This is a genomic window from Acaricomes phytoseiuli DSM 14247, from assembly GCF_000376245.1.
GTDB lineage: Bacteria > Actinomycetota > Actinomycetes > Actinomycetales > Micrococcaceae > Renibacterium > Renibacterium phytoseiuli.
Window position 1 is genome coordinate 109,875 of record NZ_AQXM01000063.1, and the last position, 22,623, is coordinate 132,497.

The 22,623-nt window shown below is 65.2% G+C and carries 22 protein-coding genes and 1 pseudogene; 17 read left to right on the plus strand and 6 right to left on the minus strand.

Annotation, left to right across the window (positions count from 1 at the left end; all coding sequences use genetic code 11):
- Positions 1–28 precede the first annotated feature (28 nt).
- Both C501_RS13275 and C501_RS14885 read left to right on the plus strand, forming a co-directional pair.
- Positions 29–1,085, plus strand: a pseudogene (locus C501_RS13275) (AMP-binding protein); the annotation flags it as partial.
- Between the two features lie 171 nt (positions 1,086–1,256).
- The gene (locus C501_RS14885; RefSeq protein ID WP_342662539.1) at positions 1,257–1,556 is read left to right on the plus strand and encodes an AMP-binding enzyme; all 300 of its coding nucleotides are present in this window, start codon (positions 1,257–1,259) and stop codon (positions 1,554–1,556) included.
- Positions 1,557–1,583: 27 nt separating this feature from the next.
- Here the strand turns inward: C501_RS14885 and C501_RS0110540 are convergent, their stop codons facing one another.
- The gene (locus tag C501_RS0110540) at positions 1,584–2,228 is read right to left on the minus strand and encodes an SIMPL domain-containing protein (protein WP_026174832.1); all 645 of its coding nucleotides are present in this window, start codon (positions 2,226–2,228) and stop codon (positions 1,584–1,586) included.
- A 178-nt stretch (positions 2,229–2,406) separates the two neighbouring features.
- Between C501_RS0110540 and pheS the strand changes: the two genes are divergently transcribed.
- Both pheS and pheT read left to right on the plus strand, forming a co-directional pair.
- Positions 2,407–3,468 carry a phenylalanine--tRNA ligase subunit alpha gene (gene pheS, locus C501_RS0110545; RefSeq protein ID WP_018135593.1) on the plus strand — a complete coding sequence of 354 codons (1,062 nt, stop codon included), beginning with the start codon at positions 2,407–2,409 and terminating at the stop codon, positions 3,466–3,468.
- Positions 3,468–6,044 carry a phenylalanine--tRNA ligase subunit beta gene (pheT, locus tag C501_RS0110550; RefSeq protein WP_018135594.1) on the plus strand — a complete coding sequence of 859 codons (2,577 nt, stop codon included), beginning with the start codon at positions 3,468–3,470 and terminating at the stop codon, positions 6,042–6,044. The genes pheS and pheT overlap by 1 nt, the downstream gene beginning before the upstream one ends.
- Positions 6,045–6,136: 92 nt before the next feature.
- Here the strand turns inward: pheT and C501_RS0110555 are convergent, their stop codons facing one another.
- Entirely contained in the window at positions 6,137–7,102 is a 966-nt protein-coding gene (locus tag C501_RS0110555) for a quinone oxidoreductase family protein (RefSeq protein ID WP_026174833.1), read from the minus strand.
- A 42-nt stretch (positions 7,103–7,144) separates the two neighbouring features.
- On the opposite strand from C501_RS0110555, the gene C501_RS0110560 reads away from it, so the two are divergent.
- From C501_RS0110560 to argH, 9 genes are all read left to right on the plus strand, one after another.
- Entirely contained in the window at positions 7,145–7,498 is a 354-nt protein-coding gene (locus C501_RS0110560) for a hypothetical protein (RefSeq protein ID WP_156807738.1), read from the plus strand.
- 38 nt (positions 7,499–7,536) lie between these two features.
- Complete coding sequence (gene argC / locus C501_RS0110565) at positions 7,537–8,601, plus strand: N-acetyl-gamma-glutamyl-phosphate reductase (protein ID WP_018135597.1); 1,065 nt, start codon at positions 7,537–7,539, stop codon at positions 8,599–8,601.
- Positions 8,598–9,809 carry a bifunctional glutamate N-acetyltransferase/amino-acid acetyltransferase ArgJ gene (argJ, locus tag C501_RS0110570; RefSeq protein ID WP_018135598.1) on the plus strand — a complete coding sequence of 404 codons (1,212 nt, stop codon included), beginning with the start codon at positions 8,598–8,600 and terminating at the stop codon, positions 9,807–9,809. The genes argC and argJ overlap by 4 nt, the downstream gene beginning before the upstream one ends.
- Entirely contained in the window at positions 9,806–10,768 is a 963-nt protein-coding gene (argB, locus tag C501_RS0110575) for an acetylglutamate kinase (protein ID WP_018135599.1), read from the plus strand. Before argJ ends, argB begins: the two co-directional genes overlap by 4 nt.
- Positions 10,761–12,038 carry an acetylornithine transaminase gene (locus C501_RS0110580; RefSeq protein WP_043568936.1) on the plus strand — a complete coding sequence of 426 codons (1,278 nt, stop codon included), beginning with the start codon at positions 10,761–10,763 and terminating at the stop codon, positions 12,036–12,038. The genes argB and C501_RS0110580 overlap by 8 nt, the downstream gene beginning before the upstream one ends.
- Complete coding sequence (gene argF, locus C501_RS0110585) at positions 12,035–12,976, plus strand: ornithine carbamoyltransferase (protein ID WP_018135601.1); 942 nt, start codon at positions 12,035–12,037, stop codon at positions 12,974–12,976. The genes C501_RS0110580 and argF overlap by 4 nt, the downstream gene beginning before the upstream one ends.
- Complete coding sequence (locus C501_RS0110590; protein ID WP_018135602.1) at positions 12,969–13,526, plus strand: arginine repressor; 558 nt, start codon at positions 12,969–12,971, stop codon at positions 13,524–13,526. Before argF ends, C501_RS0110590 begins: the two co-directional genes overlap by 8 nt.
- Before the next feature lie 71 nt (positions 13,527–13,597).
- The gene (locus C501_RS0110595; protein ID WP_018135603.1) at positions 13,598–14,803 is read left to right on the plus strand and encodes an argininosuccinate synthase; all 1,206 of its coding nucleotides are present in this window, start codon (positions 13,598–13,600) and stop codon (positions 14,801–14,803) included.
- Complete coding sequence (argH, locus tag C501_RS0110600) at positions 14,800–16,242, plus strand: argininosuccinate lyase (RefSeq protein ID WP_018135604.1); 1,443 nt, start codon at positions 14,800–14,802, stop codon at positions 16,240–16,242. Before C501_RS0110595 ends, argH begins: the two co-directional genes overlap by 4 nt.
- A 160-nt stretch (positions 16,243–16,402) precedes the next feature.
- Here argH and C501_RS14635 read toward each other — a convergent pair whose 3' ends face one another.
- Positions 16,403–16,522 carry a hotdog family protein gene (locus C501_RS14635; RefSeq protein ID WP_211206374.1) on the minus strand — a complete coding sequence of 40 codons (120 nt, stop codon included), beginning with the start codon at positions 16,520–16,522 and terminating at the stop codon, positions 16,403–16,405.
- Between the two features lie 21 nt (positions 16,523–16,543).
- Between C501_RS14635 and C501_RS0110610 the strand changes: the two genes are divergently transcribed.
- Positions 16,544–17,836, plus strand: a complete 1,293-nt coding sequence (locus tag C501_RS0110610) for a sodium/calcium exchanger protein (RefSeq protein ID WP_018135606.1) — start codon at positions 16,544–16,546, stop codon at positions 17,834–17,836.
- Between the two features lie 10 nt (positions 17,837–17,846).
- On the opposite strand, the gene C501_RS0110615 is transcribed toward C501_RS0110610, so the two are convergent.
- Positions 17,847–18,413, minus strand: coding sequence for a methylated-DNA--[protein]-cysteine S-methyltransferase (locus C501_RS0110615; RefSeq protein ID WP_018135607.1), 567 nt, complete (start codon positions 18,411–18,413; stop codon positions 17,847–17,849).
- Complete coding sequence (locus tag C501_RS0110620; protein ID WP_018135608.1) at positions 18,410–19,969, minus strand: DNA-3-methyladenine glycosylase 2 family protein; 1,560 nt, start codon at positions 19,967–19,969, stop codon at positions 18,410–18,412. Before C501_RS0110620 ends, C501_RS0110615 begins: the two co-directional genes overlap by 4 nt.
- 131 nt (positions 19,970–20,100) lie before the next feature.
- On the opposite strand from C501_RS0110620, the gene C501_RS0110625 reads away from it, so the two are divergent.
- Complete coding sequence (locus C501_RS0110625) at positions 20,101–20,784, plus strand: SDR family oxidoreductase (RefSeq protein WP_018135609.1); 684 nt, start codon at positions 20,101–20,103, stop codon at positions 20,782–20,784.
- Positions 20,785–20,810: 26 nt separating this feature from the next.
- On the plus strand, positions 20,811–21,560 hold the full coding sequence (locus tag C501_RS0110630; RefSeq protein WP_018135610.1) for a DNA-3-methyladenine glycosylase: 750 nt from the start codon (positions 20,811–20,813) through the stop codon (positions 21,558–21,560).
- On the opposite strand, the gene C501_RS0110635 is transcribed toward C501_RS0110630, so the two are convergent.
- Positions 21,548–21,808 carry a hypothetical protein gene (locus C501_RS0110635; RefSeq protein WP_156807739.1) on the minus strand — a complete coding sequence of 87 codons (261 nt, stop codon included), beginning with the start codon at positions 21,806–21,808 and terminating at the stop codon, positions 21,548–21,550. The genes C501_RS0110630 and C501_RS0110635 overlap by 13 nt on opposite strands.
- Positions 21,809–22,085: 277 nt before the next feature.
- Here C501_RS0110635 and C501_RS0110640 point away from each other — a divergent pair, with 277 nt between their 5' ends.
- Positions 22,086–22,595, plus strand: coding sequence for an adenine phosphoribosyltransferase (locus C501_RS0110640; RefSeq protein WP_018135612.1), 510 nt, complete (start codon positions 22,086–22,088; stop codon positions 22,593–22,595).
- Positions 22,596–22,623: the final 28 nt, after the last annotated feature.

Genomic DNA, 22,623 nt, shown 5'->3' on the forward strand with positions numbered 1-22,623 from the left:
GATGTGAGTCACGCGAAAGGCGGTCTTGATGACCTCTGCATCAGTCAGCGAACCCGGCGAGGCGCCATCGGTGAACCTTGCAGCCATCCTCACCGAGAGCGCCGCACACTCGCCAGAAGCTCTTGCCCTGAAGCTCGATGAGACTGAGCTCAGCTATGCCGCACTAGATCAGCTCAGCGCACGCTTTGCTGGGTTGCTCCGGGATCGGGGCATCGCCGCGGGCGAGCGGATTCTGCTGATCAGCCCCAATCTGCCGCAGATGCCGGTGGCCTACTACGGGGCGCTTCGCCACGGCTCGGTGGTCGTACCGCTCAACCCGCTGCTGAAATCCCGCGAGATCGAGTACCACCTGAAGGATTCCGAAGCCAGCCTGGTCGTGGTGTGGGAGGGCGTGCTCGCAGAGGCAGCTCCCGCCGCGGCGGAGGTCGATGTCCCGGTGCTGTCCATCGATGCGGACTTCCTGGGCCTGCTTCAGGCCACGGAGCCCGAGGTCGATATCGCATTCGTCACGGCGCAGCAGACCGCCGTGATCCTCTACACCTCGGGCACCACGGGCCGCCCCAAAGGCGCCGAGCTGACCCACGCCAACCTCTTGCATCAACGCGCAGATCACCCAGGGCCTCTTCGACCTCGGCGAAGGCGACGTCATCTTCGGCGGCCTGCCGTTCTTCCATATCTTCGGCCAGACCTGCGCGCTCAATGCCGCGATCCTCTCCGGCGCCACGGTCACCCTGCTGCCGCGGTTCGATCCGGAGCAGGCCCTGCGAATCATTCAGCGGGACCAAGCCACGATCTTCCAGGGCGTGCCCACGATGTACATCGGGCTACTACGAGCTTTCGACCCTGAGCAGCACGATGTTTCTACACTGCGAGTCGCGGTTTCCGGCGGGGCATCACTGCCGCTGGAGGTGCTGCGCGGCGTCGAATCCACCTTTGATCTGACGCTCCTCGAAGGCTACGGCCTCTCCGAAACCTCTCCCGTCGTCACCTTCAATCAGCAGGACGGTATTCGGAAACCGGGGTCGATCGGCACGCCCGTGCGCGACGCCGAGCTGCGGGTCACGGACCTGGATGGCGCTGAACTGCCTCGCGGCGAGGTGGGGGAGCTGCTGGTCCGCGGCCCCCAGGTGATGAAGGGGTATTGGCGGAACCCTGAGGCCACGGCCGCGGCGATCCAGGATGGCTGGTTCGCGACAGGAGACCTGGCACGGCAGGACGAGGACGGCGTTTTCTTCATCGTGGATCGGAAGAAGGACATGATTCTGCGGGGCGGGTACAACGTCTACCCGCGCGAAGTCGAGGAAGTGCTCTACGAGCACCCGGCTGTTGTCGAGGTCGCGGTCCTGGGCAAACCGGACACGGAATACGGCGAGGAAGTCGTCGCGGTCATCGCGCTCGCCGAAGGCGCAGAATCGCAGGACGGGCTGTTGGAGCAGATCCAGGAGTTCGCCAAAGAACGGCTGGCAGCCTATAAATATCCGCGCGAACTACGCATCGTGCCCGCGTTGCCGAAGGGCCCCACCGGGAAGATCCTCAAGCGCGAGATCGAACTCTGAGTAGGACGCTGCCGGACGGGGGCGCCTTCAGCGCAGTTGCCAGGTGACCGTGACACTCGCGGAGACAATGTTCTCCCCGGCCTCTAGCGGCATCACCGACTCTGGCGCATAAGCGACCTGACGCAGTGCCGGGGCCGGCGGGAGCGCATCCTGGCCTTCGGCGATCCGCAGCACCGAACCCAGTTGGAGGCCCGCGAGCTCTGCGAAATGCCCGGCCTGCCGCGCTGCATCATCCCAAGCAGCCTTGCGCGCCCGCTCTGCGACTTCGCTCCGGTCCGCAATATCCGGGGTGAGTCCGTGCACCCGGACATCGTCCCCGCCCGCCGCGACGATCGCCGCGATGGCCTGCTGGGCGTCGTCCTGGAAAGGCATGCGCACGGTGAGCGTGCTGCTGCAGGAATACCCGGTCACCGTGGATCCTCGGCCTTCTTGCCATACCGTCTCGGAGCGTAGGCTCAGCCCGCTCGTACTGCTGTTGGCCGCAGGAGCGGTGTCCCTTAAGGCCTGCTGCACCGAATGCATGGACCGGGACGCATCCTGATAGGCGGTGGTCAAGGCAGGGCGGTTGACCTCGATGCTGATATTGACGGTCAGCTCGTCCGGCGCTGCGGCGGCCGAGCCGCGCCCGGTGACCGTGACGGTTTGTGCTCCCTGCTGATCCTGCGCTGTCATCCTGGTTCCTTCCGCCGCTGCGGTTCTGAAGGGTTCGCTGCTTTTCACGATACCCCCGTCACGATCCTGCGTCCGGTTACGGTTCCGCTGCCGCTATTGAATAGACTGGCAGAACATCACGGCCTGTCCGGGACCGTGATGTTCTGCCAGAACTGTTCTGCAATGACTAAGGTGCTTCATGACCGAAGAATCCGCTATCAGCGCGCCGCCGGCTCCAGACGACGAAACCGCCCTGGAAGCTGCCGTCGACCGTGCCCTCGAGGCGATCGCCGCGGCCCGGGACCTTCCCGAGCTCAAAGCCGCGAGGCTGGGGCACAGCGGTGAGAAATCCCCGCTCAGCCAGGCCAACCGGGCGATCAAAGACCTGCCCAATGAGCGCAAGGCCGCTGCCGGTAAGCTCATGGGCGCGGCCAGAGGGCGGGTCAACCAGGCGCTCGCGGAGCGGGAAGCCGTGCTCGAGGCGGAGGCGGCGGAGCGGATGCTGCGCGAGGAGACCGTCGACGTCACTGCGGCTCCGAAACGCCGGAAAGCAGGTGCCCGGCAGCCGTTGTCGCTGCTGCAGGAACGAGTGGAGGACATCTTCGTTGGCATGGGCTGGGAGATCGCCGAGGGCCCTGAACTGGAATCGGAATGGTTCAATTTCGATGCGCTCAATTTCCAGCCGGATCACCCGGCTCGGGAACTGCAGGACACTTTCTTCGTGGAGCCGCCGAAATCGCATCTGGTGCTGCGCACGCACACCTCCCCGGTGCAGATCCGCTCCATGTTGGATCGCGAGCTGCCGCTCTATGTGCTCTGCCCGGGCAAGACCTTCCGCACCGACGAGCTGGATGCCACGCACACCCCGGTATTTCATCAGTTCGAAGGCTTAGCCGTTGACGTCGGCCTGACGATGGCGGACCTGCGCGGCACCTTAGAGCACTTCGCCCGGCAGATGTTCGGCGCCGAGGCGCAGATCCGGCTGCGGCCGCACTACTTTCCGTTCACCGAGCCCAGCGCGGAAATGGATATCTGGCATCCGGGGGCAAAGGGTGGCCCCGCTTGGATCGAATGGGGTGGCTGCGGCATGGTGAACGCCAACGTGCTGCGCGCCGCGGGCATCGATCCGGAGAAGTATTCCGGGTTCGCCTTCGGCATGGGCGTTGAGCGGACTCTGATGTTCCGCAATGAAGTACCGGATATGCGGGACATGATTGAAGGCGATATTCGGTTCAGCGAGCACTTCGGGATGGACATCTGATGCGTATACCTCTTTCATGGCTGCGTGATTACACCGCACTGCCTGCGGAAGCCTCTGCGGAGGATCTGATGGCGGATCTCGTCCGAGTGGGTATCGAAGAAGAGGCGGCACACCGTTCCGAGGTTTCCGGGCCGGTCGTCGTCGGCCAGGTGCTCTCGAAGGTCGAGGAGCCGCAGAAGAACGGCAAGACCATCAACTGGTGCCAGGTGCGGGTAGCCCCCGAAGGGCAGGGGCCGCAGTGGGGCGGGGAAGTCCTCGCCGGCGAAGGGATTTCCCCGGACGGCGTCCAGGGCATCGTCTGCGGTGCGCATAACTTGCAGGAAGGCGATAAGGTCATCGTCACCCTGCCGGGCGCTGTGCTGCCCGGAGAGTTCCGGATCACTCCGCGCAAAACCTATGGGCATGTCTCTGCCGGCATGATCGCCTCGGCTCGGGAGCTGGGCATCGGCCAAGAGCACGATGGCATCCTCGTGCTTGCGGATCTGGGCCTGGATGCGGAGCCCGGGACGAGCGCCTATGAGCTGCTGGGGCTCGATGAGGAAGCCGCTGAGGTGAGCCCCACCCCGGATCGCGGCTATCAGTTCTCGATGCGCGGCATCGCCCGCGAGTACGCCCATGCCACCGGCACGCTCGATCAGTTCACGGACCCGGCGACGCTGCCGCAGCCGGCTCCCAGCACTGGCGAGGGGCATCCTGTGAGCATCGACGATGACGCTCCGATTCACGGCCGGGCCGGTGCGGATCGGTTCGTCGCCCGGATCGTGCGGGGGATCGACCCGCAGCGGCCGACTCCGGACTGGTTGGCTCGTAGATTGCGGCTCGCCGGAATCCGGCCGATCTCGCTCGCCGTGGATATCTCCAATTACGTCATGCTCGAGCTCGGCCAGCCGATGCACTTCTACGACCTCGGGACGCTTTCCGGGCCGATCGTGGTGCGTCGTGCACGCTCCGGTGAGCGGCTGACCACCCTGGATGGCAAGGATCGCGCGCTTGACTCCGAAGATCTGCTGATCGCCGATGACTCCGGGCCCATAGGTCTGGCCGGGGTCATGGGTGGGGCCAGCACGGAGATCTCCGAGCAGAGCAAGGACGTGCTTATCGAAGCCGCGCACTTCGAAGAAGTCTCCGTGGCGCGTACTCGCCGTCGGCACAAACTATCGTCGGAGGCGGCGAAGCGTTTCGAGCGCGGAGTGGATTGGCGGATCGCCGATATCGCTGCGCAGCGGGCCGCTGATCTGCTCGTCGAGCTGGCCGGGGGTGAGGCGGAGCAGCGAGTCACCGATATCGGCCAGGAGCCGGAGACGCAGCGGATCGTGCTGCCGATGGACTACCCGGCCCAACGGATCGGCGTCGATTTCACCGCTGAGCAGATCGAGACCAGCCTCCGGGATCTCGGAGCTGAGGTTACCGGGCCGGATGGGCAGGGCGACTACCTGGTCAACGTGCCATCGTGGCGGCAGGACCTGGCGACCAAGGACGATCTCGCTGAAGAGATCATCCGGCTCATCGGTTACGACAAGATTCCCGCGACTCTGCCAGTGGCCCCGCCGGGCCGTGGGCTGAGCCGGCCCCAGCAGCTGCGGCGCAGGCTCTACCAGGGGCTTGCCGATGCGGGGCTGACCGAGGTGATCGCCTACCCCTTCGTCTCCCGCGCTGCTAATCAGCGCTTCGGCACGGCCGGTTCAGCAGACTCAGCAGCACCAGATGCACCGATGGTGAAGCTGGCGAATCCGATCAGCGAGGAGTTCTCCTTTCTGCGGATCTCGATGCTCCCCGGTCTTCTGGAGACGGCCAAGCGCAATGTCTCCCGGGGCCTGAAGGATCTGGCGATCTTCGAGATCGGCTCGGTGTTCTTGCCCGGGCAGGCCGTGGGGTCTTCGAGCATTCCGCCGCTGGGTGAGCGCCCGGCTGATGATGTACTGAATGGCCTTGACGCCGGGATTCCGGATCAGCCCCTGCGCTTGGGTGCTGTGCTGGCCGGCCAGGAATCCAGGCCTGCGCCGGGGCACGCTCCCCGGGCCTGGGATTATGCCGATGCGCTCGACGTCGCGCGGCTCGCAGCCGCGCTGTTGGGCGTCGAACTCGTGGTCAACCAGGCCCAGCATCATGCTTTCCACCCGGGTCGCGCTGCGCAGCTGAGCCTGCGCAGTGGCGCACCGGTGGGCTATGCGGGGGAGCTGCATCCCAAGCTGCTCGCCGAATCCGATCTGCCGGCTCGTACCGCGGCACTCGAGCTGGATGTCAGTGCCCTGATCGAGGCGGCGCCGGAAGTCATCGTGGCGAAGCCACTCTCCACGTATCCGGCAGCCACCCAGGATGTCGCGTTGCTGGTTCCGCAGGAGCTGCCCGCGGTGCAGGTGCTGGAGACGCTGCGCGGCGGCGCCGGTGAACTGCTGGAACACATCGAACTGTTCGACGACTACCGGGGCCAGGGGGTGCCGGAGGGGCGCAAATCGCTTGCTTTCGGCCTGCGCTTCCGGGCGCCGGATCGGACGCTGACGGCGGATGAAGCCTCTGCGGCCCGGCAGGCCGCGGTCGCCGCCGCGGCGGAAGCATTCGGCGCCGAGCTGCGCTGAAGTCTGCTCGCCAACGGTTTTTGATGCCGTCCGTGACAATTGATGCCGTACGAAGCGCCTCAAATGTCACGGACGGCATCAAAAGTGACGGGTTAGGGAACCAGGAGCAGCTTCCCTGTGGTCTTCCGAGCTTGGAGGTCGCGATGCGCTTGCGCCGCATCCGCCAGAGCGTAACGGCCGCCGATCCGCACCTGGAGCTTCCCGGCCCGCAGTGCGTCGAAAAGCTCCCCGGCTCGCCAATTGCGCTCTTCCTCGGTGTGCGTGTAGTCCGGTAATGAGGGGCGGGTGATAAAAAGCGAACCGCCGGAATTCAGCCGCTGCAGATCGAGCGGTGGTACCGGGCCGGAGGCAGCACCGAAGAGTACCAAGGTGCCGCGCCGGGCCAGGGCGGCAAGCGAGCCGTCGAAGGTTGCCTGCCCCACCCCGTCGAACACTACGGGTACGCCGTGGCCATCAGTCAGCTCGCGGACCTCCTCCGCGAAGCCTTCGTATTCCAGCACGTGATCGGCGCCCGCGCTACGGGCGAGCTCGGCTTTTTCTGGGCCGGAGACGGTGGTGATCACGGTTGCCCCTTTGGCCTTGAGCAGCTGGGTCAGCAGCAGCCCCACCCCGCCGGCTCCGGCATGGGTAAGCACCGTCTGCCCGGTCTGCACCGGAAAAGCCGAATTGCTCAGGTAGTGCGCGGTCATTCCCTGGAGCGGCAGGGCTGCGGCGATGTCCAGATCGACTCCCTCGGGCACGGAAATCGATTTATCCGCATCCGCCAGCGCGTATTCCGCATAACCGGCGTCGCCCGAGGCGGTTGCCACCCGGTCGCCTTCGCTGAAGCCGCTGACTCCGGGCCCGATGGCACTGACGGTGCCCGCGTACTCGGTTCCGGGGATGAAGGGCAGCGGCACCGGGTAGATGCCCTCCCGCTGATAAGTCTCGATGTAGTTGACGCCGGTGGCCGCAACCTTGACCAAGAGCTGGCCGGGCCCGGGCTCGGGGAGCTGCTGTTCCTGGAGCTTCAGCACACTGGGATCGCCGTACTCGGTCACGGTGATACTCTGCATAATTCACTGCCTTCCGGGATGTTCTCAGATGTAGTCTTGCCCCCGTTGCCTAGCTTTCCTATCGTAGGTCTTCCGGGCGGGATCCGATTCGTTGCACGAAAGCTATTCCTGGGCTACTTCGCCCCGTACGCTGCGGCTTTCACGGCTGCCGCGCTTTTCAGCCCGTTTGTCACCACGATCCATTTCACGCTCGAGCTGAAGTTCGGAGTCAAGGGGCTGCTGAGGCAATACATGGCGACCTGGCTCGTCGCGATGGCGTTCACGGTCTTGCTGGGTGTGGTCACCATGCAGTATCTCCTTGCCATGCTGGTGGCGCTTCTGGTGATTATGAGCATTCCGCTTGCTTTTCTGCTTCGCAGGTTTGTCTTCGGGCGACTTCTAAGCAGTAAGGGTGTATAAATATTTTCTACTCTGCATATTTACATTAGAGTGAGACTATGACTTTCTCCGTCGCAGTTTCGGGAGCCAGCGGATACGCCGGTGGCGAACTGCTGCGACTGCTTTCCGGCCATCCTGGCATCAGCATCGGCGCGATCACCGCGCACGGCAACGCCGGTTCCTGGCTCGGCGGGCTCCAGCCGCATCTGCATACTCTGGCGGACCGCATCCTCGAGGAAACCACGGCGCAGAACCTCTCCGGGCACGATGTGGTCTTCCTCGCCCTGCCGCACGGAGCCTCCGCAGCGCTGGCGGCTCAGCTTCCTGAGGAGACCCTGGTGATCGATGCCGGGGCTGATCACCGGCTCACCAGCGCCAGTGCCTGGCAGGAGTTCTACGGTTCCGAACACGCCGGCACCTGGCCGTACGGCCTGCCCGAGCTACTGCTGCCCGGCGGCGGCCAGCAGCGCGAGGCGCTCCGCGGCGCACATCGAATCGCTGTTCCCGGCTGCTACCCGACCAGCGCGCTGCTTGCCCTGGCCCCGGGGTTCGCCGCCGGCGTGCTCGTCCCGCAGGATGTGGTGATCGTGGCCGCTTCAGGGACCTCGGGTGCGGGCAAGAGCGCGAGTAAACCTCATCTCCTCGGCTCCGAAGTGATGGGTTCGATGACTCCGTACGGCGTGGGCGGTGGGCACCGGCACACCCCGGAGATCGAGCAGAGCCTCAGCCGGCTCGCAGGGGAGCAGGTCACCGTCTCGTTTACCCCGACGCTGGCCCCGATGAGCCGCGGCATCCTCTGCACGGCCACGGCTCGATTGGCACCGGATTCCTCCGGAGCTCTGTCGGATGAACAGGCGTTGCGGCGGATCTGGCAGGAAGCCTACGCCGAAGAAGAGTTCATCCACGTGCTGCCGGAAGGCCAATGGCCCAGCACGCAATCGGTGCTCGGCTCCAATCACGCGGTGATCCAGCTCGCCTACGATGCCCGCAGTGGCAGGATCGTGATCTGTTCGGTGATCGACAACCTCACCAAAGGCACCGCTGGTGGAGCGATCCAAGCCATGAATATCGCTCTCGGCCTGCCGGAGTCCACCGGTCTCAGCACGCTAGGAGTCGCGCCATGATAGAGCCAGAAACAGCACAAGCACGCGCCGATCAGCACGGAGTCACCGCTCCGCGTGGATTCCGGGCCGCCGGTATCGCCGCGGGCATCAAAGCCTCCGGTGCCCGGGACATTGCCCTGGTCGTCAATGACGGCCCGTTGCATCATGCAGCGGCGGTTTTCACCAGTAATCGGTTCGCTGCGGCGCCGGTGCATTGGTCGCGGCAAGTAATCGGTGATGGCCGGGCCGATGCGGTAGTGCTCAACTCGGGCGGCGCCAACGCCTGCACGGGTGCCGAAGGGTTCGCCAATACCCATGCCACGGCCGAACGCGTGGCGGAGCTCCTCGGGATATCGGCCGCGGATGTTCTGGTCTGCTCCACCGGTCTGATCGGCGAGCAGCTCCCCATGGACAAGCTGCTCCCAGGGATCCAAGCGGCGGTGGATGCGCTGAACCCGGAGGGCGGCCAGCAGGCCGCAGAAGCCATCATGACCACCGATACCGTGCCTAAGCAGGGAGATTCGCGGTGCGAAACCCCGGAGGGCGCCTGGACCATCGGCGGCATGGCCAAAGGGGCCGGAATGCTGGCACCGGCCTTGGCCACCATGCTCGTCGTGCTCACTACGGATGCGGTGCTCAGCCCTGAATCACTCGATACTGCTCTGCGTGAAGCCTGCCGCCGGAGCTTCGACCGGGCGGACTCGGACGGTTGCATGTCTACCAATGACACCGTAATCCTGCTCGCCTCCGGGGCAAGTGGAATCACCCCGGAGCCGCAGCTCTTCCAGGATCAGCTCAGCGCACTCTGCCAGGACCTCGCCCAGGCGCTGATCGCCGATGCCGAAGGCGCCAGCCACGACATCACGATCCGCACTTACAACGCCGAAACCGAGGAACAAGCCGCACAGGTGGGGCATGCGGTGGCCCGCTCGGCCCTGTTCAAGACAGCGATCTTCGGTGGTGACCCGAACTGGGGCCGGGTGCTCTCCGCGGTGGGCACCGTCCCGGAGGCCCATGCCGCCTACGATCCTGATCAGATCGATGTCAGCATCAACGGCGTCATGGTCTGCCGCAACGGCGGCATTGGCGAGCCCCGAGAGTTGGTGGATCTCGGCCCGCGGCAGGTCCTGGTGGAGATCGACCTCAAGGCCGGTGCCGCTGAGGCCACGGTCTGGACCAATGACCTCACGCACGACTACGTCCACGAGAACAGCGCCTATTCGTCATGACACCCAATACTCCAGAACATCAGGCCGCAGCCCACCAGGCCCAGCAGAAGGCCGCGATCCTCATCGAAGCCCTGCCGTGGATCCAGCGCTTCGCGGGAACCGTCGTGGTGATCAAATACGGCGGTAACGCCATGGTCAGTGCGGAGCTGCGGCAAGCTTTCGCCGAAGACATGGTGTTCTTACGGCATGTCGGCATCAAGCCCGTGGTGGTCCACGGTGGTGGGCCGCAGATCAACCAGATGCTCGATCGTCTGGGCATAGCCTCCGAGTTCCGGGGCGGTTTGCGGGTGACCACGCCGGAGGCGATGGACGTCGTTCGGATGGTGCTCACCGGTCAGGTCGGCCGGGAACTCGTCGGTGCGATCAATGCGGTTAGCACCGCCGGTGATTCAGCGGTGGGCAGCCACGCGGTGGGCCTCTCCGGTGAGGACGGCTGCCTGCTCCAGGCGGTCCGCACCGGCACCGTGGTCGATGGTATGCCCGTGGATCTAGGCCAGGTGGGCGAAGTGGTGGGCGTCAACCCCGGGGCGATCCTGGATCTCCTGGATGCCGGGCGGATTCCCGTGATCTCCACGGTGGCCCCCGAAGTCGGAGTCCCCGGAAGCGTGCTCAACGTCAATGCGGATACCGCTGCGGCGACGCTCGCGGTAGCGCTGAAGGCCTCCCGCCTGATGATCCTGACCGATGTCGAGGGCCTTTACCGGAACTGGCCGGATAAGAATTCGCTGATCAGTGCGCTGAGCGTCACCGAACTGCGGGAATTGCTGCCATCGCTGGCCTCCGGGATGATTCCGAAGATGTCCGCCTGCTTGCATGCGGTGACCGGCGGTGTGCAGAGCGCTTCAGTGGTCGACGGACGCAGCCCGCATGCCATGTTGCTGGAGATCTTCACCCAGGCCGGCAACGGAACCCAAGTCTTCCCGGACGAGGACAGCTCAGAAGGTGCCGATCATGACTGAGCAGAGTGGCGCGGCCTGGCAGCAGCGCTATGAGTCCGCCCTGCTCGGGGTCTTCGGCACTCCGCAGCGGGTGCTCGTGCGGGGTGAGGGGGCTGTAGTCTGGGACGCCGATGGGCAGGATTACCTCGATCTGCTGGGCGGCATCGCCGTCAACGCGCTCGGCCACGGGCATCCGGCACTGATCTCAGCGATCACGAAACAGCTCGAGACCCTGGGGCATATCTCCAATTTCTTCGCCAGCCCGCCGCAGATCGCGCTCGCGGAACGGCTGCTCGCCCTGGCCGGGGCCCCGGAATCCGGCAGGGTCTTCCTGACCAATTCCGGCACCGAAGCCAATGAGGCCGCCTATAAGCTCGCTCGGGCCTATGGCAATCAGCGCGGAAAAGGGCGCATTCTGGCGCTCACCGGCGGTTTTCACGGCCGCAGTACGGGTGCCCTCGCGCTCACCGCGAAGCCGCAGTACCGGGCGCCTTTCGAGCCGCTGCCCCCGGTGGAGCATCTGGCCGCGGGGGATCGCGAAGCGTTACGGGAGGCATTGGCTGCCAGGGATGTCGCGGCGCTCGTGCTGGAGCCGATTCAGGGTGAGGCCGGAGTGCATCCGCTGCCCCCGGGCTATTTGGCGGCAGCGCGGCAGCTGACCCGGGAAGCCGGGGCGCTGCTGATCGTCGATGAGGTGCAGACTGGCGCGGGCCGTACCGGCGCCTGGTTCGCCTATCCGGAGTGCTACGGGCCCGGCCACGGCCCGGCGGGAGAACTGACCGCAGCGGATCTCCCTGATGCCACCACCCTGGCGAAGGGCCTCGGCGCGGGATTCCCCGTCGGTGCTCTGCTGACGTTCAGCTCGGAGGTCTCCGGAGTTCTCAGCGCCGGAGCGCACGGGACCACCTTCGGAGGCAATCCGGTGGCCGCCGCCGCGGCGCTGGCCACGCTCCAGGTGATCGAGGATGACGGGCTCTTGGCTGCTGCGCGCGAGCGCGGAGAGCAGCTGAGCACCGGGCTGGCAGCATTGCCCCAGGTCGCGGAGGTCCGCGGTGCCGGGCTGCTGATCGGATTCGATCTGAAGTCTTCGCAGTCCGGAGGCGCAGGCATAGCCCCCGCCGTGGTCCAGGCGGGTCTATCCGCGGGGTATCTGCTCAATGCCACCGGCCCGAAGACGCTCCGCCTGGCCCCGCCGCTGATCCTCAGTGAATCTCAGGCGGCGCAGTTCCTGGCAGATCTGCCAGCTTTACTAGACCGTGCCGCAGGCATCGCAACGGAGGATGATTCATGAGCAGGCACTTTCTGGTCGATACCGACCTCAGCCCCGCAGAACAGGCCCAGGTGCTCGACCTGGCGCTGCAGCTCAAACGCGAGCCAGCGTCCCTGCAGCCTCTGGCCGGCCCCGGCGCGAGCCGGAAGACCGTCGCGGTGATCTTCGATAAGACCTCCACTCGGACTCGGGTCTCCTTTGCCGCGGGGATCGCCGAACTGGGTGGAAACCCGCTCATCATCGCCGGGAATGAAGCTCAGATAGGGCATAAGGAGTCCGTGGCGGATACCGCCCGGGTGCTCGAGCGGATGGTGGCCGCGATCGTCTGGCGCACCTTTGCGCAGTCCGGTCTGCAGGAGATGGCGGAACACTCCGCGGTCCCCGTGGTCAATGCGCTGTCCGATGATTACCACCCGTGCCAGCTGCTCGCCGATCTGCTGACCATCCGGGAGCATCGAGGCGACCTCGCGGGGCTGACCCTGGCCTACCTGGGGGACGGAGCCAATAATATGGCCAACTCCTATCTCTTGGCTGGCGCTACCGCTGGGATGCACATCCGGATCGGCGCCCCCGCGGGATATCAGCCGGATGCGGCTGTCCTTGCCACGGCGAAGGAACGAGCCGCGCAGACCGGCGGCTCAGTGCTCGTCACCGAAGATCTCGACGAAGCTGTTGCGGATGCCGATGTTCTGGCCACGGATACTTGGGTATCAATGGGCCAAGAGGCTGAGAAAGCGGCCCGTCAGGAGATCTTCCGTGCTTATATCCTCGACGCACAGGCCCTGCGGCAGGCCAAGCCGGATGCCATCGTGCTGCACTGCCTGCCGGCGTATCGCGGTTATGAGATCTCCGCAGAGGTCTTGGACGGCCCGCAGTCCGTGGTGTGGGATGAAGCCGAGAACCGGGTGCACGCCCAGAAAGCACTGCTGGCCTGGCTCCTGGAGCGCAGTCATGGCTAAAGCCCCGGAGAAGGCTGTCATCCCCTCGACTAAAACCGCACGACAGGCGCGGATCGCGGCGCTGCTGACCGCACGCCCGGTGCGCTCCCAGGCGGAGCTGGCCGCCCTGCTCGCCGAGGACGGAGTCCAGGTGACCCAGGCGACGCTCTCCCGAGACCTTGTAGAGCTCGGGGCAGCTCGGGTCCGCGCCGAGGCGGGGTTTGTGTATGCGGTGCCCCAGGCCGGTGCGGACCGGACGCCGCAGGCGGCGGTGCCGAGGGAAGCGCTCGACTCCCGTCTGGCGAAGCTCTGCGCGGAGCTGCTCGTGACCGCGGAAAGCTCGGCCAATCTGGTCGTCCTGCGCACACCGCCGGGGGCCGCGAATTTCCTGGCCATGGCGATCGATGTCTCCGCCCATCCGGAGATCCTGGGCAGCATCGCCGGCGATGACACGGTCCTGGTGATCTCCCGGGACCCGCGGGGCGGGCCGGCGCTGGCGGAAAGGTTCCTGCGCCTAGCTCAGCACACTACTGACCAGCACACTACTGAACAGAGTGTTGAACAGACCTAGCCGATGGCCTGGGCTGTCGTCAGAACAACGATGAAATTCTGAGAATCCGGAAAGAGTGAAGGGAAGAAGAGATGACGGATCGGGTGGTGCTCGCGTACTCCGGTGGCCTGGACACTTCGGTGGCCATCGGCTGGATTGATGAAGCTACGGGGGCAGAGGTCATTGCGGTAGCCGTGGATGTCGGCCAGGGCGGCGAATCGCTCGAGACCATCCGGCAGCGGGCTCTGGGCTGCGGAGCGGTTGAAGCCTATGTCGCCGATGCACGGGATGAGTTCGCCGAGGGTTATTGTCTGCCGGCGCTCAAAGCTAATGCCCTGTATCAGGGTCATTACCCCCTGGTCTCCGCGCTCTCCCGCCCGGTGATCGTGAAGCATCTGGTTGCCGCCGCCCGCCAGTTCGGCGCGAGCACGGTGGCGCACGGCTGCACCGGAAAGGGCAACGACCAGGTGCGGTTCGAGGTCGGCATCCAGACCCTGGGGCCGGATCTCACCTGCATCGCCCCGGTCCGGGATTTGGCGCTCACCCGGGATAAAGCCATCGAATACGCCGAGCGGAACGATCTGCCGATCGAGACCACGAAGAAGAACCCGTATTCGATCGATCAGAATGTCTGGGGCCGCGCGGTGGAAACCGGTTACCTCGAGGACCTCTGGAACGCGCCGACGAAAGATATCTACGACTACACCGCGACCCCGGAGTTCCCGCCCGCCCCGGATGAAGTCATCATCAGTTTCCGGGAAGGCGTGCCGGTGGCGCTGGACGGGGTGGAGCTCAGCCAGCTGCAGATCATCCAAGAACTCAACCGGCGCGCCGGTGCCCAGGGTGTGGGCCGGATCGACGTGGTGGAAGACCGGCTGGTCGGCATCAAGAGCCGCGAAGTCTACGAGGCCCCCGGGGCGATGACCCTGATCACCGCGCATAAGCACCTGGAGGACATCACGGTGGAGCGCGAACAGGCCCGCTTCAAAGCGACGGCTGGTCAGCGCTGGACGGAGCTGGTCTACGACGGCCAGTGGTTCTCCCCGCTCAAGCGCTCGCTGGACGCCTTCATCGACGATACCCAGCGTTATGTCTCCGGGGATATCAGGGTCGTCCTGCACGGCGGGGTCGCCCAGGTGACGGGACGGCGCAGCGATACCAGCCTCTATGATTTCAATCTGGCGACGTACGATATCGGCGATACCTTCGACCAGTCCCAGGCCAAGGGCTTTATCGAGCTGTGGGGGATGAGTGCCAAGGTAGCCTCTTCCCGGGATCAGCGGATTGCCGGGTCATGAGTGCGGAGAGCTCCGGAGGCGGAAGCGGCGAAGGCACGAATGAGGGTTCGCTCTGGGGCGGGCGGTTCTCGGGCGGCCCAGCTCAGGCTTTAGCGGCACTGAGCAAATCCACGCATTTCGACTGGCGGCTGGCCCGTTATGACATCGCTGGATCTCGAGCCCACGCCAGAGTGTTGCATCGTGCCGGGCTGCTGGATGATGCGGAGCTGACGCAGATGCTCGAAGCGCTCGATCGGTTGGAATCGGATGTGGTCGATGGCAGCTTCGTCGCCGCCGAAACCGATGAAGACGTGCACGGGGCCCTGGAGCGCGGGCTGATCGACCGGGCCGGTGCCCAGCTGGGTGGAAAACTGCGGGCCGGCAGGTCCCGTAACGACCAGATCGCGACCTTGGGCCGGATGTTTTTGAGGGATCATGCCCGGCTGATCGCTCGGGGAGTGCTGGCGGTCATCGATGCACTGCTCGCCCAGGCGGAGCGGCATCACGGTGCGGCGATGCCCGGCCGAACGCATCTGCAGCACGCCCAGCCGGTGCTGCTCAGTCATCACCTGCTAGCCCACGCCTGGGCCTTGCAGCGTGATCTGGAGCGCTTGCAGGACTGGGATCGCCGAGCGGCGGTCTCACCCTACGGATCGGGAGCCCTGGCGGGTTCGGCCCTGGGGTTGGATCCGAATTCGGTGGCGCTTGAGCTCGGTTTCGATTCGGCGGTGTGGAACTCCATTGACGGCACAGCATCGAGGGATGTCTTCGCCGAGTTCGCCTGGGTCGCCGCGATGATCGGGGTGGATCTGTCCCGGTTGAGCGAAGAGGTCATCCTCTGGGCGACCAAGGAATTCTCCTTCGTCACCCTGGATGACTCCTACTCCACGGGGTCATCGATCATGCCGCAGAAGAAGAACCCGGATGTGGCCGAGTTGGCGCGGGGCAAAGCCGGCCGGTTGATCGGGGATCTGACCGGGTTGCTGGCCACGCTCAAGGGGTTGCCCTTCGCTTATAACCGGGATCTGCAAGAAGACAAAGAGCCGGTTTTCGATGCCGCCGATACGCTTGAGCTGCTTCTGCCCGCGGTCTCCGGAATGATGGCAACACTCGAATTCCATACCGAGCGGATGGCTGAGCTGGCGCCTTTGGGCTTCGCGCTGGCCACTGATGTCGCCGATTGGTTGGTGCGGCAGGGGGTTCCCTTCCGGCAGGCGCATGAGCTCTCCGGTGCGGCGGTGCGGCTCGCGGAGTCCCGGGGCGTAGAACTCTGGGATCTCAGCGACGCCGACTATGCGGGGATTTCAGACCAGTTCACGCCTGAACTGCGCCAAGTGCTTTCCACCGAGGGCTCCTTGAACAGCCGTCACGCCCAAGGAGGTACCGCGCCGTCCGCGGTGTTGCAGCAACGGGCAGCATTGGATGCCGCACTGGCGCCGCTCAGGGAGTACGCTCGCTGACGTCTCGGGCAGGTTTCTTGCGCAGATAGATCTGCTTGCGCACCTCGGCCACGGTATCTCCGTGCTGGTCTTTGACCTCGGTGTTGAACCACTTTAGGACTTTCTCGCCCGTTTCGGTGCGCTGCCGGAGGTCGGCTAGGACGTTGTCATCGAGGGCGAACTAGGCGCTCAGAGTGCCCCGGCCTGGTGTGCGGAAATCTATTTCCGCGGCCTTGTCCCAGATCACGTGATCCCGGCCGAGGTGTTTGAGCAGGAGCAGCATCCAGAATGGATCCGTCATGGCGAAGAGGCTGCCGCCGAAATGCACTCCGGCCACATTGCCGTCGTGTCGATCCCCGGCCTGACGCTCCGCCTAACCGGGGCGGAAGCGCCACCGGTGCTCTCGCTTCTGCTCTTCGGTATAGCGGTCATCGGCGCTGCATTCCTCCTGGCTTGGACCGGTGAAGCGGCTGAGCGGGATATCTCCGGCGGTCTCATGGTGGGCTTGCTCGCGGTGGTCGCGATCCTGCCCGAATACGCGGTGGACCTCTACTTTGCGTTCAGCGCCGGCTCGAATCCGGCGATGGCGGAATTCGCGGCCGCCAACATGACGGGCGCCAACCGTCTGCTCCTGGGCGTGGCCTGGCCGCTTATGGTCCTCGTGGCCTGGTCCTGCTACCGCTCCTTCCGTCGCCGTGGGCTCCCCGCAGACCCGGATATCCAGGGTAAGCCCTTCGCGGTCATCCTGCGCCGGGACAACCGTATCGAAGTGGGCTTCCTCATCGTGGCCACGGCGGTCGGCCTCATGATCCCGCTCACCGGCCAGATCAACATCTTCACGGGCCTGCTGCTCTTAGGCCTTTTCGGCTACTACCTCTACCGCGTCTCCAAGGGCGATCGGGAAGAGCCCGAGCTCGTCGGCGTCTCCGAAAGCCTCGGCGCGCTTGCGAAGACACCGAGAAGGGTCACTCTCAGCGTGCTCTTCGTGTTCAGTGCGGTATCGATCCTGCTGCTCGCCGAACCCTTCTCGCAGAGTCTCATCGCGGTAGGTCGCCAGCTCGGCATCGAAGACTTCCTGCTGGTGCAGTGGCTGGCCCCCTTGGCCTCCGAGGCTCCTGAATTCGTGATAGCCATTCTCTTCGCCTCGCGCGGTAAGGCCGGTATGGCACTGGGATTGCTCGTGGCCAGCAAGGTCAACCAGTGGACCGCCCTGGTGGGTTCGTTGCCGGTTGCCTACGTGATCGGCGGGGGCAGCTGGGGTCTGCCGCTCGGCGCTCGCCAGGTTGAAGAGCTCACGCTGACCGCAGCCCAGACGATCCTCGGCATCGCCATCCTGCTCTGCATGAAATTCTCGGCTCGTTGGGCGATTGTCCTATTCATCATGTTCACCTCGACCTTCATCTTCGTGAGTACGGAAGCCCGCTACGCGGTTTCGGCGATCTATCTGATCCTGGCGCTGATCCTGCTGGTGCTGCACCGCCGCGCCATTCTGCCGTCCTTGAAACTGGCGTTCACCGGCAAGGACAGCCCGGATGGTTACCCGGTGCAGAGCCATGATGGACGCACCCGTCAGCAGCGGCTCGGTGCGGATAAAGCTGACCGAGCCGGGGGCTGAGCCATCTGGCTTAGCGCTTCACCGTGACGGCTAGCGGCGGGATGAGGGCTTCCTCACCGTGCACGATGGTCCGTTCCCGCTCCAGCAGCCGCTCTTTCACCGGTAGCCCCCAGCGGAAGCCGCCCAGGCTGCCGTCCAGCCGGATCACCCGGTGGCACGGTACGAAGAGCGCTGCGGCATTGCTGGCACAGGCGCTTGCGGCAGCCCGGATGGCAGCGGGATTGCCGGTCAGCTCGGCGTAGTCGCTGTACGTGACAGGCTTCCCGGGGGCCACATCGCGCAGCACTTCCCAGGCCCGGCTGCGGAACGGCCCGGAGCGCTGAAGTACCGGGACGTTCCGGATAGGTGAGAGATCCCCTTGATAGTAGGCATCGACCGCGGCGGTGATCTCAGCGGAGGCGTTGTGCGACTCGGTCAGCTCGGAGCCCGGGCGGAGGCTGCTGTGGATCTGGCCGAGCAGAGCCTCGGGGCCTGCGGTCCAGCCGGATGCCAGCACCCAGTGCGAGTCATCGACCACATCGGTGATGACGCTGAAAGGGCCGTCAGGGGTGTTGATCGTGAAGAAGGTGGCGCTCATGACTGCGGTGCCGTCGCTTTCTGTCGGTTGTCTGTTGTGCTGGCTGCGGAAGCCGCCCATAGCTGCATCGTGGCGTATGAGCCCCAGGGGGAGAAACGTGCGGGTGTGCTGTTGTTGATATTGCTCACGGCGAGACCGTGGCGTACTGCGGAATCTGTCGCCAGGAAAAGATCGGGGGAGCCCAGCAGCCGCAGCGCGAGGTAGTCGACCGTCCACGGGCCGATGCCGGGCAGCGGCAGCAATTTATCGCGTAGTGAGTCCAGGTCATCGCCCAGGCTCAGCTGCAGCGGCGACGTGCCATCCGTTCCGGCGAGCCTGTGCATCGCGTGCTCGATGGCTTGCACCCTCCGTGCCGGTCCGCGGAATAGCGTCTTCTCGTCAGCGGCTAGTGCCGTGCTGATCTGCTGCGCGGTCGGGGCGAACCGCTGCGGTTCGCCGCTGCGGGCCAAGGGGTTGGGGTCGCCGAGCTCGGCTAAACGCCGTAGCTGAGTCTGCGCGGCGGCCACACTGATCTGTTGGCCGACCATAGCCCGGAGCAGCATCTCTGTGGCATCCAGGGCGCCGGGTAGCCGGATGCCGGGGCGCCGCAGGATCAGCTCACCCAGCTCCGGCTGCAAGGCGGTATCTATCGCGGTCGGATCCGCGTCGAGATCGAAAAGTCGTCTCACTCGACTCAGCAGCACCGGTAGGTCGCGGATCTCACTGAGCCGGGCGCGCAACCGAAGATGGTCAGCGGAGGCTCCCGGGCCCTGCCCACCTTCTTCCGGGATTTCCTCCGGTAGCTGGACCCAGATGATGGCGGCCCCGTGGGGTAGAGCTAAGGAGCGGCAGTAGCTGCGAGCGTCGGCTATCTCGACTCCGGCCAGAGCGCGGACGGCCAGGAAGTCGAAGATCCCTGGATCGTACGGCGGACGCAAAGGCAGGCGCAGGTTGACCTCAGTGCCATAGGCATCATCCTGGTCCTCAGGAGTCTGCTGTCCCGTTGGTTTCGCGGTGCTTCTCAGCTGACTCGGGGTGAGTGCGAAGACTTCCTGCACGGTGTCGTTGAATTGCCGGATGGAGGAGAAGCCGGAGGCGAAGGCGATATCGGCCAATCGCATCGTGGTGCCGGTCAGCAGTGTTCGGGCGGTCTGTGCCCTGGTGGCCCGAGCGAGTGACAACGGGCCGGCACCGAGCTCAGCGTGCAGAATACGGTTCAGCTGCCGGGCGGAATAGCCCAGCTGAGCTGCTAGGGAGCTGACGCCGCCCCGGTCTATCGCGCCGTCGAGGATCAGTCGCATCGCCCGGCCGGCCAGATCGGAACGCAGATTCCATTCCGGCGTGCCCGGCACCGCCTCTGGTAAGCAGCGCTTGCAGGCCCGATAACCGGATTCGTGGGCTGCCGCACTTGTGGCGTAAAAACTGACGTTCTCGGGGCGGGGTGTGCGAGCGGGGCAGGAAGGCCTGCAGTAAATGCCGGTGCTCCGCACCGCGGTGACGAACTGGCCGTCGAAACGAGTGTCCCGGGCAGTGATCACCCGGTAGCGCTGTTCGAAGTCCGCCGTTTCGAAGTCCATGGTTCAATCCTGTCAGCTCATCCTGATCTTGACTAGCGGAAATCGGACATTGCGGTGCTCTGTCGGATAGCCTGATCGAATACGGATTCCGGGACTGTTTGTGACGGCCCGGAGTGTGCCAGGATGGCCCTATGGAGATTGCGATTGCTGGAGGTCATGGGAAGATCGCGCTGCTGCTGGGCGAACAGCTGGCGCGCGAAGGTCACCGAGCGGTGGGCTTGATCCGCAAGGAGGAGCAAGCCGGGGAACTGAATGAGCTCGGCATCGAGCCGATGCTCATCGACCTGGAGTCAGCTTCTGCCCAGGAGCTTGCAGAACGGCTCAAAGGTTTCGACGCGGTGGTCTTCGCCGCGGGGGCGGGGCCGGGCAGCGGAGCCGCGAGGAAGGACACGGTGGACCGCGGAGCGGCAGTCTTGCTGGCCGACGCCGCCGAAGCCGCAGGGGTTCCCTGGCTGCTCCAGATCTCCGCGATGAGTGTCGAGACAGTGCGGGATGGGTACCACCCCGAGGGCATGGATGCAGAATTCCACGCCTACCTCGTCGCGAAGCTCGCCGTTGAAGACGACCTGCGCGCCCGCAGTGCTCTGAACTGGACTATTCTGCGCCCGGGTCGACTCACCGACGATTCTGGTACGGGTGATGTCACGCTCAAGCCCAGTGCGGAACGCGGGGACGTGACCCGTGCCGATGTCGCCGCAGTCATTGTCGCGCTGCTGAACGCGCGGGCCGGGGTGAACCAGGTGCTGGAGCTGGTCTCCGGCCCGACGCAGGTTGCCGAAGCAGTGGCGGCTCTAGCCGATTTAGCCGCGTCCTGAACCGCGAAGTCCGACGAAAGGGATCAGTGGCGGAGGGCTCCCTGGGTGCGGCCGCTGTAGACGCACCTGGCCTGCAGTTAAGCGGTGACCACCGATTGCTGCACCATGATGCGCTCAGCCTTGCGCCTTTGCTGTTGGGAGCGAGGCTCACGGTAAGCAATGGGGTCGATACCGTCGCGGTGCGCCTTTCGGAAGTCGAGGCGTACCTTGGTCCGGCAGATTCGCCGGCACCGGACCCGGGTTCGCACAGCTATCGGGGCCGGACGGCGAGGAACGCGGTGATGTTCGGCCCGCCCGGTCATCTGTATGTCTACTTCACGTACGGGATGCATTACTGCGCGAACCTCGTGTGCTCAGCGGAAGGGACCGCCTCCGGCATCCTCTTCCGCGCGGGGGAGGTCATCGCAGGGCTCGAGGTGGCTCGGTCCCGCCGGCCGGCTGCGCGGAGGGATGCTGATCTGGCGTCCGGCCCGGCACGGCTGGCCTCAGCTCTGGGCCTTGATCGATCCGCTAACGGCACAGCTGTCACCACTGAGGACGCTGCGCCGCGGAACGCGGCGGGGGCAGCGCCGGAGGGTGGGCTCCGGGTGAGCCTGGTCCTGGCGGACCCGCTGCCGCTGGCTGTCGTTAGCGGCCCCCGGGTCGGCGTCGCAGGCCCGGGGGGCGGGCCGGAGTATCCCTGGCGGTTCTGGATCGACGGTGATCCTACGGTGTCCCGTTATCGTCCTGCCAAGCCCCGGCCCGCGTCACCACGGCGACTGGCTCAGGGGCAGTAGGGGCTGGGCACGTACCAGCTATTGGGGTTCTTCGGTGCGCAGACCCAGGGCTCCAGGCCGCCGGGCCTGCTGCCGCGGGTGGCCAGCTGCACCCCGGCCTGCGGATTGTCGGGAGTGCTGCAGATCGTCGGTCCACTGGGGGCTTCTTCTGCGTTCGCTGCTGCTGTTCCTACCAGGCTCAAACCCAGCAGAGCCGGGACGAAAGCCAGTGCGGTCAGGGTGCGAATAGTGCGGGGGGACACGTTCACATCGTTCCTTTCACAACAGGCCACTGGGGAATCACGGGAAGCGATTCCCTCGGTGAAATGGCTGCTTCACCGGATCTTCTGGGAGAACTCTGAGAAATATGAAAGTTCCGGTAATTCACACAGGCTAGTTGATCGGTAGGCTTTTGAGAAGGGCCCTCGGCCCTTCGGCGCAGGCGGGTCGGCCTGCGATAGACCTAGGACGGGTACGAAAATCGTGAGTGACTCCGCACTTCAGCCAGCCTCAGTCACAGCTGGGCACAAAACAACGGTTCAGGACGTGATCTCGAATCTCTGCGCAACCGTCCCCGATTACCCTGAGCCAGGGGTGCTCTTCCAGGATCTGACCCCGGTCTTCGCCGATGGGCCGGCGATGCGACTGGTCATCGACGCTCTGCTCGGGGCTTTCCCGGAAGCGGGCTTCGATGCGGTGGCGGGCGTCGAGGCCCGCGGATTCCTGCTAGCCGGGGCTGCCGCTTATGCCAGCGGTACCGGAACACTGACCATTCGTAAAGCAGGAAAGCTGCCCAGAGCCACGTACCGTGAGCAGTATCAACTGGAATACGGTCAGAGCGCCATAGAGTTATCGCCGGTGGACCTGCCTGCAGGAAGTCGCGTCCTGGTCCTTGATGATGTGCTGGCTACGGGCGGTACTTTCGCGGCGACGGCGAGGTTGTTGCAGCAGGCCGGGCTCGAGGTCGCTGGCTTCGGCGTCGTTCTAGAGCTCAGCGAACTCGGCGGCCGTTCCGCTTTAGCGGGCTACCCGGTCCACTCCTTGTTGCAGATCTGAGCGCCTTGAGCATCGGGTATCCGGGTGG

Excerpts from the sequence above, each read along its gene's own strand:
- C501_RS14885 (WP_342662539.1), top strand. The coding sequence starts at position 1,257 with ATGATTCTGCGGGGCGGGTACAACGTCTACCCGCGCGAAGTCGAGGAA.
- C501_RS0110540 (WP_026174832.1), bottom strand. The coding sequence starts at position 2,228 with ATGACAGCGCAGGATCAGCAGGGAGCACAAACCGTCACGGTCACCGGG.
- pheS (WP_018135593.1), top strand. The coding sequence starts at position 2,407 with ATGACCGAAGAATCCGCTATCAGCGCGCCGCCGGCTCCAGACGACGAA.
- pheT (WP_018135594.1), top strand. The coding sequence starts at position 3,468 with ATGCGTATACCTCTTTCATGGCTGCGTGATTACACCGCACTGCCTGCG.
- argC (WP_018135597.1), top strand. The coding sequence starts at position 7,537 with ATGACTTTCTCCGTCGCAGTTTCGGGAGCCAGCGGATACGCCGGTGGC.
- argJ (WP_018135598.1), top strand. The coding sequence starts at position 8,598 with ATGATAGAGCCAGAAACAGCACAAGCACGCGCCGATCAGCACGGAGTC.
- argB (WP_018135599.1), top strand. The coding sequence starts at position 9,806 with ATGACACCCAATACTCCAGAACATCAGGCCGCAGCCCACCAGGCCCAG.
- C501_RS0110580 (WP_043568936.1), top strand. The coding sequence starts at position 10,761 with ATGACTGAGCAGAGTGGCGCGGCCTGGCAGCAGCGCTATGAGTCCGCC.
- argF (WP_018135601.1), top strand. The coding sequence starts at position 12,035 with ATGAGCAGGCACTTTCTGGTCGATACCGACCTCAGCCCCGCAGAACAG.
- C501_RS0110590 (WP_018135602.1), top strand. The coding sequence starts at position 12,969 with ATGGCTAAAGCCCCGGAGAAGGCTGTCATCCCCTCGACTAAAACCGCA.
- C501_RS0110595 (WP_018135603.1), top strand. The coding sequence starts at position 13,598 with ATGACGGATCGGGTGGTGCTCGCGTACTCCGGTGGCCTGGACACTTCG.
- argH (WP_018135604.1), top strand. The coding sequence starts at position 14,800 with ATGAGTGCGGAGAGCTCCGGAGGCGGAAGCGGCGAAGGCACGAATGAG.
- C501_RS14635 (WP_211206374.1), bottom strand. The coding sequence starts at position 16,522 with ATGACGGATCCATTCTGGATGCTGCTCCTGCTCAAACACCTCGGCCGG.
- C501_RS0110610 (WP_018135606.1), top strand. The coding sequence starts at position 16,544 with ATGCACTCCGGCCACATTGCCGTCGTGTCGATCCCCGGCCTGACGCTC.
- C501_RS0110615 (WP_018135607.1), bottom strand. The coding sequence starts at position 18,413 with ATGAGCGCCACCTTCTTCACGATCAACACCCCTGACGGCCCTTTCAGC.
- C501_RS0110620 (WP_018135608.1), bottom strand. The coding sequence starts at position 19,969 with ATGGACTTCGAAACGGCGGACTTCGAACAGCGCTACCGGGTGATCACT.
- C501_RS0110625 (WP_018135609.1), top strand. The coding sequence starts at position 20,101 with ATGGAGATTGCGATTGCTGGAGGTCATGGGAAGATCGCGCTGCTGCTG.